This is a genomic window from Allopontixanthobacter sediminis (assembly GCF_009828115.1).
Taxonomy (GTDB): domain Bacteria; phylum Pseudomonadota; class Alphaproteobacteria; order Sphingomonadales; family Sphingomonadaceae; genus Allopontixanthobacter; species Allopontixanthobacter sediminis.
Window position 1 is genome coordinate 1,032,326 of the sequence record NZ_WTYL01000001.1, and the last position, 16,439, is coordinate 1,048,764.

At 61.7% G+C, this 16,439-nt stretch carries 15 protein-coding genes; 6 read left to right on the plus strand and 9 right to left on the minus strand.

Features of this window, described 5'->3' with window-relative positions; all coding sequences use genetic code 11:
- Window positions 1-2 precede the first annotated feature (2 nt).
- From GRI65_RS05140 to pgi, 4 genes are read right to left on the minus strand one after another with little or no spacing between them, the layout of a single operon-like run.
- Window positions 3-725 (minus strand): SDR family oxidoreductase, encoded by a 723-nt coding sequence (locus tag GRI65_RS05140; RefSeq protein ID WP_160755406.1) that lies wholly within the window; start codon window positions 723-725, stop codon window positions 3-5.
- Window positions 725-1,753 (minus strand): NAD-dependent epimerase/dehydratase family protein, encoded by a 1,029-nt coding sequence (locus GRI65_RS05145; RefSeq protein WP_160755407.1) that lies wholly within the window; start codon window positions 1,751-1,753, stop codon window positions 725-727. Before GRI65_RS05145 ends, GRI65_RS05140 begins: the two co-directional genes overlap by 1 nt.
- Before the next feature lie 52 nt (window positions 1,754-1,805).
- A complete protein-coding gene (gene gor / locus GRI65_RS05150; RefSeq protein ID WP_160755408.1) occupies window positions 1,806-3,152 on the minus strand; it encodes a glutathione-disulfide reductase in 1,347 nt (448 codons plus the stop codon).
- Between the two features lie 59 nt (window positions 3,153-3,211).
- Window positions 3,212-4,735: a glucose-6-phosphate isomerase gene (gene pgi, locus GRI65_RS05155; protein WP_160755409.1), complete on the minus strand. Its 1,524-nt coding sequence runs from the start codon at window positions 4,733-4,735 to the stop codon at window positions 3,212-3,214.
- Window positions 4,736-4,896: 161 nt separating this feature from the next.
- Here pgi and lepB point away from each other — a divergent pair, with 161 nt between their 5' ends.
- From lepB to era, 3 genes are read left to right on the plus strand one after another with little or no spacing between them, the layout of a single operon-like run.
- On the plus strand, window positions 4,897-5,721 hold the full coding sequence (gene lepB, locus GRI65_RS05160; RefSeq protein ID WP_160755410.1) for a signal peptidase I: 825 nt from the start codon (window positions 4,897-4,899) through the stop codon (window positions 5,719-5,721).
- Window positions 5,718-6,431, plus strand: coding sequence for a ribonuclease III (gene rnc, locus GRI65_RS05165; protein ID WP_160755411.1), 714 nt, complete (start codon window positions 5,718-5,720; stop codon window positions 6,429-6,431). The genes lepB and rnc overlap by 4 nt, the downstream gene beginning before the upstream one ends.
- A complete protein-coding gene (gene era, locus GRI65_RS05170) occupies window positions 6,428-7,330 on the plus strand; it encodes a GTPase Era (RefSeq protein ID WP_160755412.1) in 903 nt (300 codons plus the stop codon). The genes rnc and era overlap by 4 nt, the downstream gene beginning before the upstream one ends.
- A 36-nt stretch (window positions 7,331-7,366) precedes the next feature.
- On the opposite strand, the gene GRI65_RS05175 is transcribed toward era, so the two are convergent.
- From GRI65_RS05175 to plsY, 4 genes are all read right to left on the minus strand, one after another.
- Complete coding sequence (locus GRI65_RS05175) at window positions 7,367-7,549, minus strand: hypothetical protein (protein ID WP_160755413.1); 183 nt, start codon at window positions 7,547-7,549, stop codon at window positions 7,367-7,369.
- Window positions 7,549-10,113, minus strand: coding sequence for a type I DNA topoisomerase (topA, locus tag GRI65_RS05180; RefSeq protein WP_160755414.1), 2,565 nt, complete (start codon window positions 10,111-10,113; stop codon window positions 7,549-7,551). Before topA ends, GRI65_RS05175 begins: the two co-directional genes overlap by 1 nt.
- A gap of 109 nt (window positions 10,114-10,222) precedes the next feature.
- Entirely contained in the window at window positions 10,223-11,338 is a 1,116-nt protein-coding gene (gene dprA, locus GRI65_RS05185; protein ID WP_160755415.1) for a DNA-processing protein DprA, read from the minus strand.
- Window positions 11,335-11,919: a glycerol-3-phosphate 1-O-acyltransferase PlsY gene (gene plsY / locus GRI65_RS05190; RefSeq protein WP_160755416.1), complete on the minus strand. Its 585-nt coding sequence runs from the start codon at window positions 11,917-11,919 to the stop codon at window positions 11,335-11,337. The genes dprA and plsY overlap by 4 nt, the downstream gene beginning before the upstream one ends.
- 115 nt (window positions 11,920-12,034) lie before the next feature.
- Here plsY and murI point away from each other — a divergent pair, with 115 nt between their 5' ends.
- The 3 genes from murI to GRI65_RS05205 all read left to right on the plus strand — a co-directional run bounded on the left by murI (window position 12,035) and on the right by GRI65_RS05205 (window position 14,908).
- A complete protein-coding gene (gene murI / locus GRI65_RS05195) occupies window positions 12,035-12,829 on the plus strand; it encodes a glutamate racemase (protein ID WP_160755417.1) in 795 nt (264 codons plus the stop codon).
- 103 nt (window positions 12,830-12,932) lie between these two features.
- On the plus strand, window positions 12,933-14,147 hold the full coding sequence (hemA, locus tag GRI65_RS05200; protein ID WP_160755418.1) for a 5-aminolevulinate synthase: 1,215 nt from the start codon (window positions 12,933-12,935) through the stop codon (window positions 14,145-14,147).
- A 125-nt stretch (window positions 14,148-14,272) separates the two neighbouring features.
- Window positions 14,273-14,908, plus strand: coding sequence for a LuxR C-terminal-related transcriptional regulator (locus tag GRI65_RS05205; RefSeq protein ID WP_160755620.1), 636 nt, complete (start codon window positions 14,273-14,275; stop codon window positions 14,906-14,908).
- Window positions 14,909-15,142: 234 nt separating this feature from the next.
- Here GRI65_RS05205 and GRI65_RS05210 read toward each other — a convergent pair whose 3' ends face one another.
- Entirely contained in the window at window positions 15,143-16,348 is a 1,206-nt protein-coding gene (locus GRI65_RS05210) for a type III PLP-dependent enzyme (RefSeq protein WP_160755419.1), read from the minus strand.
- Window positions 16,349-16,439 lie beyond the last annotated feature (91 nt).

Sequence of the window (16,439 nt, forward strand, 5' to 3'; positions counted from 1 at the left end):
ACTCAAAACCGCAGCATCATCCAGGCCGCCAGTTTAGGTGACAGCGAATGAACCCCGCGAAGGATCCTGACCATGCCGATATTGGCTTCGTGGTCGTTCTTCTCGATTGCGCGGATAATCTGCGCGGCGCATTCCTCGGGCGGCATCTTGATCCCGCCCATCCCTGCGGTCATCTGGGTCGCCACGACCGGTGGCAGCGCCTCAACCACATGAACATTGCAGCCGGACAATTGCGCTCGAAGCGCCTGCGTATAGCTGCGCAGCGCTGCCTTGGTCGCGCAATAGACCGGCGATCCGGTGTTCGGGGCAATCGCGAGGCCACTGGTCACGTTGACAATCGCCGCTTCAGGTCGCTGCTTCAGCCGCGGCAACAGGGCAGCGATCAGGCGAACAGGCGAATTGAAATTGGCGTAGATGCAATCGTCCGCAGCCTCCAGGTCCGGTGCCGCCTTGCGAAAGTCATGATCGGCGCCCTGCCCTGCGTTGTTGATCAAGATATCGATGGTGCGATCCCCCAAGGCATCCAGAATTGCCGCTGTCCCGCCGGGTCCGGACAGATCGGCTGCAATAGCGTCAAAGCCTTGCTCCCGCGCGTTTTCGAGGCCAGTCGCAGATCGTCCGGTGACGATGACCTGCGCCCCTTTGGCAGCCAGCTGCCTCGCCAGTTTAGCGCCGATCCCCGCGGTCCCGCCAGTCAGCAGGATCGCCTTGTCCCTGATATCCATTACAGTTTCACAATCCGCTGATCGATCAGGCTTCGCGCCGTGTCGAGGATGGTTTTTTCGCTGTCGATCATCGTCCAGCCGAGAGTCTTCATGGCATTGCTGGCATCGATTTCGCGGACACGGCCCATCTCTGTTCGCAGCTGGCGCATTTCCGGCATGAACAACGCGAGCACCGGCACGAGGAAATCGGGCATCCGCCGCGTCGGCACCTTGCGCGCGTGAAGCGGCGTCAGGTTCTCGCGCAGCGTCCGGGCGATATCGGCAAGCCAGACAAACGGGCCGGACGCAGCAAACCGCTCTCCGCGAACCAGATGGTCCGGAGCTTCGAGCGCCAGCACGTGCAGCGCGGCAACATCGCGGACATCGACAATTCCGACGCCGACATTCGGGATCATCGGCATCGATCCATCGAGCGCCTTTCTCACGAACTCGATCGAGGTCGAGAGGTCATCGTCATGCACCGGACCAAGCACCGCAACCGGATTGACGCTGCAAAACACCATCTCCGGCGCATACTCGGCCACCCAGTCCCGGGCTGCGCGTTCGGCGACGGTTTTTGACTTGGGATACTCTGCGGTCGCCGGATTATCGACGTCGGTCCAGTCACTCTCGTCGAAGCGGGTCTGGCTGGGCGGATGGCCGTAAGCGATGGCGGCGGCGGAACTGGTTTGCACGAACCGCGTGACTCCCGCCGCATGGGCGAAACGCAAGGCACGCAAGGTGCCGTCGCGAGCCGGGACGATAAGCTCGTCCTCGTTTTTCGGCACCGCCAGCGGGAATGGCGACGCAACGTGGGCAGCGTGGGTGCAGCCCTTGTTCGCCTCTGCCCAACCGGCGTCGGCCAGCAGATCGGCCTCGAACACCTTCAACCGGTTGCCGGCATTGGGCCAACGGGTGTGCAGCCTGGTCTCGTTCTTTGCTCGCGAACGCACCGTGGTGTTCACTGTCCAGCCGCGCGCCAGTAATTGATCAATCAATTCGCCGGCGATGTACCCCGTGCCGCCGGTAACCAGGACCGTGCCCGCCATGATGTGTCTCCCTAATTATCCGGGAGTAGGACCAACGGTTGCAGGCGGCAACTTACTTCATCAGCACCAGTTCTTCCGCCATCGTGGGATGGATGGCCACGGTCGCGTCGAAATCGGCCTTGGTGAGACCGGCCTTCACCGCCACCGCCGCGCCCTGCATGATTTCCGGAGCTTCCGGACCGATCATGTGGATTCCCACGATCCGGTCGTTCGCCGCATCGCAGATCATCTTGTAGAGGCCGCGCTCGTTCCGGCCCGCGACCACGTTCTTCATGGGCCGGAAGTCCGACATGTAGACCTTGATCGATCCCAGCTTGTTGCGCGCCTCACCCTCGGTCATGCCGACTGCGGCGATGGGCGGATGGCTGAACACGGCGCTGGGGATACAGCCGTAATCAACCGTTTTGGGGTCGTTGTTGAAGACCGTGTCGGCAAACGCCTGCCCTTCGCGAATGGCCACCGGGGTCAGCTGGACACGGTTCGTCACGTCTCCCACGGCGTAGATGTAATCGACGTTGGTCCTCGAATATTCATCGACCACGATTTCTCCCTTCTCGCCCACGTCAACGCCCACGGCATCCAGCCCCAGCCCTTCGACATTGGGGTCGCGTCCAGTGGCGAACATGATCAGGTCGACCACTTGGTCGTCACACCCGTCGAACTTGGCGAGGAATTTGCCGTCATCCTGCTTCTCGATCGATTTGAAGCTGGTGTTGAACTTGAAATCGATGCCTTTCATCAGGCTGATCTGGAGCAGCCGGTCGCGCAGGCTCTCGTCATAACTGCGCAGCAGGGTGTCGGAGCGGTTGACGATGCACACCTTGCTGCTGAATTCGTTGAAAATCCCGGCAAACTCGTTGGCGATATAGCCCCCGCCGACGATGATCACCCGTTCCGGCAACTTGTCGAGATGAAACGCCTCGTTCGAGGTGATCGCGTGTTCGCAGCCGGGAAAATCGGGCTGCGATGGTCGCGCGCCGGTGGCGATCAGGATGTATTTCGCGGTCACGACCTTGCCGCTGGCCAGTGTTATCTCGTGGTCGCCGGTAATCTCGGCCCGCTCGTGGAAAATCTCGACATCGTGGTTCTCGAGCGTTTCGGTATAGAGACCGCTCAGCCGCGCGACGTCTTTCAGCACGTGATCGCGAAGCCGGACCCAATCGAAGGTGCACTCGCCGACAGTCCAACCGAACGATTGCGCGTCCTCCAGATCCTCCGCGAAATGCGCGCCGTAAACGAGCATCTTCTTGGGTACGCAACCACGAATAACACAGGTGCCGCCAACCTGGTGCTCCTCCGCAACTGCCACCTTTGCACCGTGCGCCGCCGCGACGCGCGAAGCCCGCACACCGCCGGAACCGGCTCCGATCGTGAAGAGGTCGTAATCGTAGTCGGGCATTCAAAGAACCTTTCGGGTGTATCTCGCCGTCACCACACGAGCCAGCGGGGCGTCAAATGTCAAAGTCCTGCGGCAGCCAGCAGGGCTTCGGTACTGGCATCGAATTCGTTACCGCCAGCCTCGATCTTCTTCGCGATTGCCTTGCCCAGTTCCACGCCGAACTGGTCGAACGGGTTGATCCCCATCAGCACGGCGTTGGCAAACGTGCGGTGTTCGTGGAATGCGATCAGTGCGCCCAATGTCGCCGCATCGAGATCGTCGCACAGGAAAGTCGCGCTGGGCCGGTCTCCCGCAAAGCTGCGAGCCGGATCATCGCTTGCCTGTCCCGCCATCAGCGCGGCACCCTGCGCGAAGCAATTGGTCAGTAGGATGCGGTGATGCTCGGGGTCGAGGTCGTCGCCCGGAGCAATGCTGGCGATGAAGTCGACCGGGATCAGATGCGTACCCTGATGCAGCAGTTGGAACACCGCGTGCTGGGCGTCCGTGCCAACCCCGCCCCAAGTGATCGGCGCGGTCGGGCGAATAACCGGCTCACCCTCGGCCGTCACCGACTTGCCGTTGCTCTCCATCTCGAGCTGCTGGAGATAATCGGGAAACAGGCCGAGCCGCTCGTCATAGGCGAACACCGCACGGGTCTGGCAGCCTCGCAATTGTGTATAATACTGGTCGGCAAACGCCGCGCGTAGCGGCAGGTTGGCGGCGCCGTCGGTATCACGGAAATGCCGATCGACCGCTGCGGCCCCCGCCAGCATCTCGGCGAAATCGTCCCATCCGACCGAAACAGCGACCGGAAAGCCGATCGAGGACCAAAGCGAATACCGGCCCCCGACCGTTTCGGGAAATGGTAGGACCCGCGTCTCATCGACGCCCCACTCGACCGCGGCATCAGGGTTGGCGGTCAGCGCGACCACCCGGCCTCCGGGATCGGACACGCCGTTATCACCCAGCCATTTGAGCGCACTTTGAGCGTTGGTCATGGTTTCGATGGTGGAGAACGTCTTGGACGCAATTGCGATCATCGTCGTCGCCGGATCGCAGGCCGCAAACGCCGCTTCCAGCGCGACCCCGTCGATGTTGGAAACAACATGCACATCGACCAACGCAAGGTCGCGCGACAGGGCATCCACCGCCAACGCGGGGCCGAGCGCCGAACCGCCAATGCCGATATGGATCAAGTGCTTTACCGGACCCAGCGCCCCTACGTGTATGGCGTCGACCAGCATTTTCATCCGCTGGTGCAGCGCCTGCGCTTCTTCGACCGAGGCTTCGTCGCCCACGCCGCGCTGCGCCGTATGTTCGGCGGCGCGGTCTTCGGTTTTGTTGATCTTTGCACCGGCGAACAGTTCCTCACGCTTTGCATCGAAACCAGCGGCGGCTGCCAGTTCCTCGAACAGGCCAAGCAATTCCGCGTCGAGGTGGGTCTTTGACCAATCGCACAGCATCTCGCCGCGATCGACTTCCTCGCCCCATTCCAGGCGGTCCGACAGCAATTTCAGCCGGTCACCATCGGAAAACAGCTGGGTCAGTGTCCGGCGCGGGGTGGCCTCCAGTTTCGTCCACACTGCGGCAACTGCATCATTCACGTGAAAATCCTTTCCTAGGCCTGCATCACGCGGGTAGGGACTGCGGCGATGATTTGGAACCCTCCACACCCTTCCGCATACGATTTTCGGACCGCGATGTTGACCATCCGCTCGAATCCCGCCCCGCACGCCCTTGCGCATACCCAAGCCGAGACCACGCCATGACCGACGCAACTCCGGCGAATCAGGTCGCTGCGCCTGACATGGTCGAGCCGAAGGCCGGGAAGGAAGAAGGAAACTTCTTCGTCTTCTTGCTGAAACTGGTGCTGATCGTGGTGATCTTCCGCAGCTTCATCTTCTCGCCGTTCAATATCCCGAGCGAAAGCATGATGCCGGGGCTGATCAACGGCGACCAGCTGCTCGCGGCAAAATGGCCCTATGGCTATAGCCGCAATTCCTTCCCGCTGATCCCGGGCCGTATTTTCGCATCGGCACCGGAACGCGGCGACGTGGTGATCTTCAAGCATCCGATCGACGGCACCGATTACATCAAGCGAGCCATCGGGGTCCCCGGCGATACGGTTGAGATGCGCGAAGGTCAGATCATCCTCAACGGCGAGCCGGTACCCAAGGTCCGCGTCGACGACTTCATCATCCCGCAGTCCGACAACACTCTGTGTCACGCCTTTTCGGAAATTTTCACCCTGCCGGACGGGTCCGAGGCCTGCCGTTACCAGCAATTCCGCGAAACACTACCCAACGGGGTCTCCTATAACGTCCTTGATTTCGGCGCGATGCCACAGGACAATTTCGGTCCGGTCGTGGTGCCGGAAGGTAAGTTCTTCGCCATGGGCGATAACCGCGACAACTCGCTCGACAGCCGTTTCCCCGCTGCCGCCGCCGAAGGGATCGGTATCGTTCCGGAAGAAAATCTCGTCGCCCGCGCGACCGTGCTGATGTGGTCGACCGATGGCAGCGCGGAATGGTTGTTGCCATGGACATGGTTCACGGCACTGCGCGCCGAGCGGATCGGAAACACGCTATGAACGCGGCGAAATCAGGGAATGTCGCCAAGGCGGGCGCGAAAGCGGGACTGCCGGCGGATGCGCGCGAATGGCTGTTGGAGAAAGGGTTCGCGGTCCGGGACGAGGATCTGTGGTACGAGGCTCTGACCCACGGCAGCACCGGAAATGCGCGCGATTACCAGCGGCTCGAATTTCTCGGCGACCGCGTCCTCGGTCTGACCGTCGCGGCGCTGCTGTATGAACGGACGCAAGCCGCGGAAGGCGCCCTGGCGCAGCGCCTCAACGCGCTGGTCAGCCGGTCCACCTGCGCCGCTGTCGCGCGGGAAATCGGCGCGGCGCGGCATCTCAACCTCGGGAAACAGGCGCGGGACGACGGTGCGGCGGACAGCGACAATATCCTTGGCGACGTGATGGAAGCGCTGCTGGGCGCGAATTTCGTCGAAGCGGGCTTCGAGGCTTCGAGCGATTTGATCCGGTCCATATGGGACAGCCGGATCACAGGCGGCGCCGGGGCTTCGAAACATCCCAAAAGCGCGCTACAGGAATGGGCGGCGGGCAACCGGCGCAAAGGTCCCGAATACGCGATTATCGACCGGTCGGGCCCCGACCACATGGCAGAATTCACGGTCCGCGTGAGCGTGAAGAACGTCGGAGAGGCCGAAGCGACGGCCAGCAGCAAACAAGAGGCGGAGACCGAAGCGGCCCGGCTATTCATGGAGCGGTTCGGATGAGCAACAAAACTTCAAAATGCGGCGTAGTGGCCGTAATTGGCGCACCTAACGCGGGCAAATCGACACTGGTGAACCAGATGGTCGGCCAGAAAGTCGCTATCACCAGTGCCAAGGCGCAGACGACCCGCGCCCGGCTGCTCGGGATTGCACTGGCGGACAAGACGCAGATCATCCTCGTGGATACCCCGGGCATCTTTGCGCCAAAGCGCCGCCTCGACCGGGCCATGGTTAGCGCCGCGTGGGAAGGCGCCACCGCCGCCGATGCGGTGTTGCTGGTGGTCGATCCGCTGAAGAAGCGGCGACACGAACTCGAACCGCTGCTGGAAGCGCTGGCGAAGCGTCCGGAACGCAAGCTGTTGGCGCTCAACAAGGTCGACAAGGCGGCAAAGGAACCGCTGCTGGAATTGGCACAGGAACTGACCGGAAAAGTCGATTTTGACGAGGTGTTCTTCATTTCCGCCTACACCGGAGACGGTGTGCCCGAATTGAAGGCGCATCTGGCAAATTTGATGCCGGAGGGCGAATGGCACTATCCCGAGGACCAGGTCAGCGACGCCAGCGAACGCCTGATGGCGGCGGAAATTACCCGTGAACAGCTGTACAAACAGCTGCATGACGAGCTCCCGTATGACAGCGCGGTGCGACCGGAGAGTTATCTCCAGCGCGGCGATGGCAGTGTGGAAATCCGCCAGCAGATTGTAATCGGCCGCGAAAGCCAGAAGCCTATCGTGCTGGGCAAAGGCGGCTCTATGATCAAGAGCATCGGCGAGGCGGCCCGTAACGAATTGTCCGAAGTGCTAGGGGTGAAGGTGCATCTGTTCCTGCACGTCAAGGTCGACGAGAAATGGGCCGACGACAAGGAAATCTACGAGGAAATCGGACTCGATTGGGGTCGGTGATGCGCAACCGGATAATGCTGGCGGCCACCCGGGCCGTCAGCGTTTCTTGACGATCATCACCTTGTTCTTCTTGGCGAAATCCTTGGTCGATTCCTCGCTTCGGCCCAATGCCTTGGCGATGGCCTTGATGCCGTGACCCTTCCCGGCGAGGAGGCGGAGCTTTCCGGCCTCTTCGGCGTTCCAGGGCTGCTTGTGGCGTTCGAAATGTTCCTTCGCCACTATTCGGCAGCTTTCGTCGCAGGAGCCTTCTTAGCCGGAGCCTTCTTCTTCGCTGCGGGTTTCTTCTTCGGTCCGGCTTTCTTCTTTGCCGGCGCCTTGCGGCCCTTTTTCTTCGGCGGTCCCTTCGCGATGCGAGCGTCGATTAGCTCGATTGCCTGTTGATCGGTCAGATCTTCGGGCTTCACGTCCTTCGGGATGGTCGCGTTGTTGGTGCCATCGGTAACGTAGGGACCGTAGCGTCCCGGCATCACCTTCATTTCGGCGTCGGTGGTCGGATGCTTGCCGAGAACCTTGATCGGTTCCGCCGCCGCCCGTGTACCGCCCTTGCGGTTGGCGGCCTCCGCAAGCAGCGTTACCGCCGCGTTCATTCCGGTGTCGAACACATCGCGGGTGGAGGTCAGCTTCGCATATTTTCCGTCGTGACGGAGGTACGGCCCGTAACGGCCAATGTTGGCTTCAATTTCCTTGCCGGTTTCGGGGTGGGTTCCGACAATACGCGGCAGGTCGAGCAATTTCAGCGCCCATTCCAGATCGAAATCGTCGAGGTCCTTGGGGATACTCGCGCGCTTGGCGTCCGCACCCTCACCCAATTGGATGTACGGTCCGAAGCGGCCCGTCTTGCGCTCGACCGGCAATCCGGTGACGGGATCGTTGCCCATCGATTCGTCTTCGCCGCCCTCGTCCGCCTCTCCGCCCGGCTGGGCAAAACGGCGGGTGAACTTGCATTCGGGGTAATTCGAACAGGCGATGAAGGCACCGTATTTGCCGCCGCGCAGCGCCAGCCGCCCTTCCCCGCACTTGGGACACAGGCGCGGATCGCCGCCATCTTCCTTCGCCGGGAACAGGTAGTCGGACAGAAATTCGTCAAGCTTCTCGGAAACTTCGGACGGCTTGAACTCCATAACCTCGTCGGATTTCGGTTTGAAATCCTTCCAGAAATTGGCGAGCACCGCCTTGTATTCAGCCTTGCCGTCGGAGACGATATCGAGCTCATCCTCCATGCCGGCGGTAAAATCATAGGCCACGTAGCGGTCAAAGAACCGTTCGAGGAATGCGGTCAACAGACGCCCGCTCTCCTCGGCGAAGAAGCGGTTCTTCTCCATCCGGACATAGTCGCGGTCGCGCAGGGTCTGGATGGTCGAGGCGTAGGTCGATGGACGGCCGATGCCCAGTTCCTCCAGCCGTTTGACCAGGCTGGCTTCGGAAAAACGCGGCGGCGGCTGGGTGAAATGCTGGTTGGCATTAACTGCCTTCTTCACAGGGCTATCGCCCTTTTTCATGACCGGCAGCAGTCCGGATTCGTCGTCCGCCGCGTCGTCGAAACTCTCTTCGTACACAGCGAGGAAACCGGGGAATTTTACGACCTGGCCGGTAGCGCGCAATTCGTGCCGGCCGGTCGGATCGCGCATCGTTACCGTGGTGCGCTCGAGGCTGGCCGAAGCCATCTGGCTGGCCATCGCGCGTTTGAAGATGAGCGAATACAGCTTCGCCTCGTCACCGCTGCCGACCTTGTCCTGGGTAAAGCTGGTGGGCCGGATCGCCTCGTGCGCTTCCTGCGCGTTTTTCGCCTTGGTGGCGTAATGGCGGGGTTTTTCCGGCAGGTAATGGCCGTTGTAACGGTCCGAAATCGCCGCCCGCGCTGCAGAAATAGCGCTGTGATCCATCTGCACGCCGTCCGTCCGCATGTAGGTAATCGCGCCGGCCTCGTACAGATTCTGCGCCAGCCGCATGGTGTGGCTCGCGGAGTAACCAAGCTTGCGGCTGGCTTCCTGCTGCAATGTCGAGGTCGTGAACGGCGGCGAGGGATGGCGCTTCTGCGGCTTGGTTTCGACGTCCTCGATCGTGAAGCGGCCGTTCTCGACGGCGGTCTTTGCCGCCATCGCGCTGCCTTCGTTGCCGAGGGTCAGCTTGTCGAGCTTCTCGCCATCGAACTTGACCAGGCGGGCGTCGAACTCGGTCCCGTCCTGCTCCATCTTGGCGACGACAGACCAATATTCCTGCGCGCGGAACGCTTCGATCTCACGTTCCCGGTCGACGATGATCCGGAGCGCAACGGACTGCACCCGGCCCGCGCTTTTCGCGCCAGGCAGCTTGCGCCACAGAACAGGCGAAAGGGTGAATCCGAACAGATAATCCAGCGCGCGGCGCGCCAGGTACGCGTCGATCAGATCGGTGTCGAGACCGCGCGGCCGGGTCATCGCCTCGGTCACGGCGGCCTTGGTGATCGCGTTGAAGGTCACCCGGTCGACCACCTTGGGTAGCGCCTTGCGCTTGGCCAGCAATTCCTGGACGTGCCACGAAATCGCTTCGCCTTCACGATCAGGGTCGGTCGCGAGGATCAGCCGGTCGGCCTTCTTCGCCGCGTCGGTGATTTCTTTCATCCGGGACGTCTTGTCGCGGTAGACTTCCCAATCCATCGCAAAATCCTCGTCCGGCCGCACGCTGCCATCCTTGGGCGGCAAGTCACGGACATGGCCGTAGGAGGCGAGAACCTTGAAGTCCTTGCCGAGGTATTTCTCGATGGTCTTCGCCTTGGCTGGCGATTCGACGATAACTAACTGCATGGGAAGTTCGGAAAGTCCTTACGTGTACGTGTACGCGAGGGTGGGGCCGTAGATTACGGTTCGTCAAGTGGCTAGGATTTGTGTCGTTTCAATGCGGGCGGCGCCGAATTCAGCCTACCAGGCTCACCCTGCCCGCTGCGTGCCGGGTCAGGCGTCCGACAATTTCCAGTTCCAGCAGCGCGAGTTGCACCGAGGCGGTGCTGGTGCCGGATTGCCTGATCAGTTCGTCCACGGAAATTGGCGCGGTGGTCAGGAGCTGTTCGATGTCTGCCGGTTCCTCACTCGCAAAATCCTCCCCGGGATCGTAAGTCCACGGCTGGGCTTCACGGAAACGGGAGCGGGGATTGCCGTCGAAGCCGGACAGCAATTCCACCACATCTTCCGGAGACTGGACGAGCACGGCGCCGTCACGGATCAGCTGATTGCAGCCCTGCGACCGGCTGTCGAGCGGGCTGCCAGGGATCGCCATGACTTCGCGCCCGGCCTCCCCCGCCAGCCTCGCCGTGATTAGCGATCCGGATTTCGGTGCCGCCTCGACCACCAGAGTTCCGGCAGCCAACCCCGCAATAATCCGGTTGCGGCTGGGGAAATGGCTGCCGCGCGGTTCCGTGCCCGGGGGCTGCTCCGCAATCAGCAGGCCCTCGCTGGCGATCTGCTTCTGCAATTCGGCGTGTTGCGGCGGATAGGCAATCTCGATCCCGCTAGCGATTACCCCGATGGTTATGGGCAACGCGCCCTTGTGGGCGGCGCCGTCTATGCCCCGGGCAAGACCGGATACCACCACCAACCCCGCATCCGAGAGAGCCAGCGCGAAATCACGGGCCAGCTTCACCGCTGCGGCAGAGGCATTGCGCGCGCCGACCATCGCCACACAGGGTTTCGCCGCCAGCGCAATATCGCCTCGGTAGGTGAGGATCGGCGGTGCGCTTTCCAATTCGCGCAGCAAGGCGGGGTATTCCGGAGAATCGTGGAACAGGTACCGCGCGCCGGCTTGACGAACGGCGTTTACTTCCGCCTCGATCCGCGCCGAAGGGGCCGGCGCGTATTGCCGCCCTCCCCGCTTTCCGAGATCGGGCAGTCCATCCAACGCGGCCACGGCGCTGCCGAACCGGCGCAGCAATTGGGCGTAGCTGACCGGGCCGATGTTCGGGGATCGCAGCAAGCGGATGCGGGCAAAAGCCTCTTCCTGCCCCAGAACAGGTGGCTTCAGTGCTCCTTCGGTCACGCGTTGCTGCCGCCCACTTTCGGTTCCGTACCGTTTTTAAGGCGGCCGATGTTGGCCCGGTGGAGCCACAGGATCAAAGCGGCGATAACCGCAAGGAACGGCACGAATTGTGGCCATCCAGTCAGATAGGCGGCCACCGGAGCCGCCACCGCCGCCGTCATTCCGGCAAGCGAGCTGAACCGCCAGATCGCCAGCATCCCAAGCCAGGCGAGCGCGTAAAACGCTCCGATGGGCCAGGCGAGGCCGAAGCAGACGCCAGCAAGCGTCGCGACGCCCTTGCCGCCCCTGAATTTGAGCCACAACGGAAAACAGTGTCCGATTACCGCGCCCACCGCGGCAAAGCCCGCCGCCTCGGGGAAGAGGCGCCACGTCAGGAATACCGCCAGGAATCCCTTGAACAGGTCGAGCAGCAGGGTCGCCGCCGCCAGCCCCTTGTTGCCGGTGCGCAGGACATTGGTTGCGCCGATGTTGCCGGAACCGATATTTCGCACATCGCCGAGACCGGCAACCCGGGTCAGGATCAGACCGAATGGGATCGAACCCAGCACGTAACCCAGCAAGGCGGCCCAGATGTTATCCATATTACCCTCAGTTACCATGCGCGCCGAGCTTGCCGATGCGCAGACATGTTCCTAATCCCGATGGAGTAAATCGCGCCCTTCGACAAGCGCGGGCCGAACCGAAGCGGAGTTTAATTTGCAGCCTGACGCGCCAATCCTGCTGTTCGATTCCGGTGTCGGCGGTCTTTCGGTTTTGGGGGAACTACGGAAAATCCTTCCGCAAGCTCCGGTAATCTACGCTTCCGACCAGGCGGGGCTACCCTACGGCACAAAAACCGAGGTCCAGATTGCGACGCGGGTGGCAGGCCTGCTTGGCCGGATGAGCGAGCGGTACCGCCCGCGCCTTGTCTGCATCGCTTGCAACACCGCTTCCACCATCGCGCTGGGCATGGTTCGCGAAGTGCTGGAGGTGCCGATTGTGGGCACCGTCCCGGCGATCAAGCCCGCCGCCGCGATCACAAGCAGCGGAGTGATCGGGCTGCTCGGCACGGCAGCGACAGTGCGGCAGGCTTATGTCGACAACCTCGAGCGGGAATTTGCCGGCGGCAAGACCTTGCTGCGCCACGCAGCGCCGGAACTGGTCGATGTTGCGGAAGCCAAGTTGCGCGGGGAGCCGGTCGACCGCGCCACCATTCACGCTGCGGTCGCCGGATTGCGCAGCCAGCCTGGCGGCGAGTCGCTGGATGCGGTGGTTCTCGCCTGCACACATTTCCCGCTGCTGCGCGAGGAACTGGGCCGCGAGTTCGGGCCGGAGGTGGCCCTGATCGACGGGGCCGGGGGCATCGCGCGGCGGATCGCCGACTTGACCAGCGGGCAGGAATTTGTCCGGAGCGGGCCAGATCGGGCAATTACTACCGGTTCAGCCGAATATCTCGAGAGCTTGCGCGGGGCGCTGGAAGAATTCGGCCTCCACCGGTTCGACCGTTTCTAATCGAGAATCGTTCGCAAAGATCGCGGTGGCAATATCGCTCTGGAGCGCCTAAATCGCGTCGTGAACAGCCGGGGCAAACCGGCGCAAGGACGCAGGTTACGGTGTGAACTACAACCAGATCTTCGACCAGGCTATCGACCGCCTGCATTCCGAGGGGCGTTACCGCGTCTTCATCGAGATTATGCGCAACAAGGGGGCCTACCCCAACGCGCGCTGTTTCCATGGCCACAACGGCCCCAAACCGATTACGGTGTGGTGCTCTAACGATTACCTCGCGATGGGACAGCACCCCAAGGTGATCTCCGCAATGGAAGACGCCTTGCATGATGTTGGCGCTGGTTCCGGCGGCACCCGCAATATTGGCGGTAACACCCATTTCCATGTCCAGCTCGAAAACGAACTGGCCGACCTGCACGGCAAGGAAGGTGCGCTGCTGTTTACCAGTGGTTACGTCTCCAACGATGCAACCCTGTCCACGCTCGCCAAATTGCTGCCCGGATGCGTAATCTTTTCGGACAGCCTGAACCACGCCAGCATGATCGCCGGCATCCGCAATTCAGGCTGCGAAAAGCGGGTGTTCAACCACAATGACGTGGTCCATCTCGAACAATTGCTGGCGGCCGAAGATCCCGAAACGCCGAAGCTGATAGCATTCGAAAGCGTTTATTCGATGGACGGTGATATCGCGCCAATTCACGCCATCTGCGACCTCGCGGAAAAGTACAACGCGCTGACCTATATCGACGAGGTCCACGCTGTGGGCATGTACGGCAAGCGCGGCGGCGGCATCTCCGAACGCGACGAAGCGGCGCACCGGATCGACATCATCGAAGGTACGCTGGGCAAGGCGTTCGGCGTCATGGGCGGATATGTCGCGGCGGACAGGAAGATCATCGACGTGATCCGGTCCTATGCGCCCGGCTTCATCTTCACGACTTCGCTCAGCCCGGTCCTGGTCGCCGGCGTGCTGGCGTCGGTTCGCCATCTCAAGGAATCGTCGGTCGAGCGCGATGCGCAGCACGCCAATGCCGCTGCACTCAAGAAACATTTCCGCGATGCCGGCCTGCCGGTCATGGAATCGACTACCCATATCGTCCCGTTGATGGTCGGCGATCCGGTGCGCGCGAAGCGGATCAGCGATATCCTGCTGGCGGAATACGGCGTCTACGTGCAGCCGATCAACTTCCCGACGGTGCCGCGCGGAACGGAGCGGCTGCGGTTCACTCCCGGTCCGGCCCATACCAACGAGATGATGACGGAACTCACCAAGGCGCTGGTTGAAATCTGGGACCGTCTGGATCTGCGCCAAGCCGCCTGAAGCGGCGTAAGCCCAACCTGCTCCAGACCCCGCCAGAAAAGTCAATATTTGCAATCCAGCCAAGCAACGCCGATATTGGGCTTGTGGTCGAACGTCTCTCAGATCAGGTCCTGACATCGGAGACGATGGCAGCGGAACCTTTTGCCCCTAGTGCGGACATATCTCCGCCAGATTGGGTGGTAGACTTGATCGCGTCGAGCCCGATCGCTTCCGTAGTTTCAAATCCGCGCCTGCAGGACAACCCGATCGTGGCGGTCAACTCGCCCTTCATCGAACTGACCGGCTATCCCGAATGCGAGATAATTGGACGCAATTGCCGCTTCCTTGCGGGGACCGGTACCGAGCCGTGGCTGACCGAACTCATCCGCGAGGGCGTTCGCGGGCACAGGCCAGTGTTGGTTGAAATACTCAATTACAAACGTGACGGGAGTCCTTTTCGCAACGCGGTGCTGATTGCGCCCATCTACGACGAGCTTAACGAATTGCTCTATTTCCTTGGAAGCCAAGTTGAGGTGGACGAAGGGCAGCAAGGCGTTTTCACTGCCCGCAGGAGCCGCGCGGCCCAGTCGATGAAGACACTGTCCCCGCGGCAGCTTGAAGTGACCCGATTGGTCGCCCAGGGGCTGCGCAACAAGGAAATCGCATTTCAACTCGGACTGGCGGAAAAGACCGTAAAGATGCACCGCGGTCTGGTCATGGAAAAGCTGGAACTACGCACCAGCGCCGATCTGATCCGGCTGGCAGTCGAGGCGGGAATTTAGCCTCCGGAAGGCCCGGACCACAGCCTAAAGTCCGTATTTTCGCACTCGCCCCGATACCGCATATTCCTGTCACTAGGGAATCGGATTGCTTCCGGAAAGGCATCTGACGCTGTTGGCGTGGCGCGGGTAGCCGATTTCGGTCGAACCACCCAAGTGGGATCCTCCGTCCCGCATGCGCCGCCGCGAGCTACCCACCAGCTCGCGGCGGCTTTTTGTGCCCTCGGTTTGCGAGGTTCAGCGAAGGCTGACGACGTTGTCGCTTTCACGCGGATCGATCCGGTCACCGCGGTACAGGCTGGCCATGGGCTCATCCTGTACAATCACCACTTCCGCAGCACCGAATCCATTGAACCCGGTCTTCATCGCCGCGCCATAGGCGCCCAACATCCCGATCTCGATGAAATCGCCAGCCTGTATGTCGGCGGGCAGCATGAAGGGACCCTTCATGAAGTCGGCGTCATCGCAGGTCGGGCCATAAAAGGAAAACTCGTCAAGCCCTTCGATCAGGTCGTCCTCGAGTGCCGAGACCGGGAAGCGCCAAGCAACATGTGCCGCATCGAACAGGGCGCCATAGGCACCGTCATTGATGTACAGCTCATCCCCGCGGCGCTTTTCCACGCGCACGATCAGGCTGCTGTATTCGGCGCATAGCGCACGGCCGGGCTCGCACCACAATTCGGCGTTGTAGGCGATCGGCAGCGCTTCGAAATGCCGGTGGATAATGTGGAAGTAATCTTCCAGCGGCGGGGGCTCCATGCCGGGATAGATCGACGGAAATCCGCCGCCGACATCGATCATGTCGATAACCACGCTCGAATCGGCAATCGCGGCACGCACGCGTTCCAGCGCCTGGACGTATGCGAACGGCGTCATCGCCTGGCTACCGACGTGGAAGCACAAGCCGAGCCAGTCGGCTACCTGGCGAGTCGCCTGGAGAAGCGGCGCAGCATCGACCAGATCGACTCCGAACTTCGACGCGAGGCTCAACTCGGCATATTCCGACGATACCCGCAGCCGGACGCAAAGCCGCAGATCAGCCGCTGGCTCGCCATTTTCACTAGCGGTCGCAGAGACAATCTTTTCCAGCTCTTCGATGGTGTCGAGGCTGAACGTGCGCACACCATGCTCGTGATATGCTTCTGAAATGGCGCGCGCGGTCTTGACCGGGTGCATGAAGCATAGGGTCGCCCCGGGCAGCGCAGCCCGCGCCATCCGCACTTCGCCGATCGACGCCACATCGTAATGCGTGATGCCGTTGTCCCACAGGATTTGCAGCAGGTCGGGTGATGGGTTCGCCTTGACTGCATACAGCGACTTACCCGGAAACTTCTCGACGAAGAATCGGGCAGCGCGCGCAGCAGCAAGCGGGCGGTTGAGGATGACCGGTTCGTCCGGCGCCAAGGCGCGGACTACTGCAGCAGCGTCAGGATAATGGTGCAACTCAAGGGACCCCCAGGACAATAGTTTCCAACACAGCTGCCTTGCGGTTTGGAAGTCCCCATGGGGCAGCGAAGGGGCGATATATCGTGCG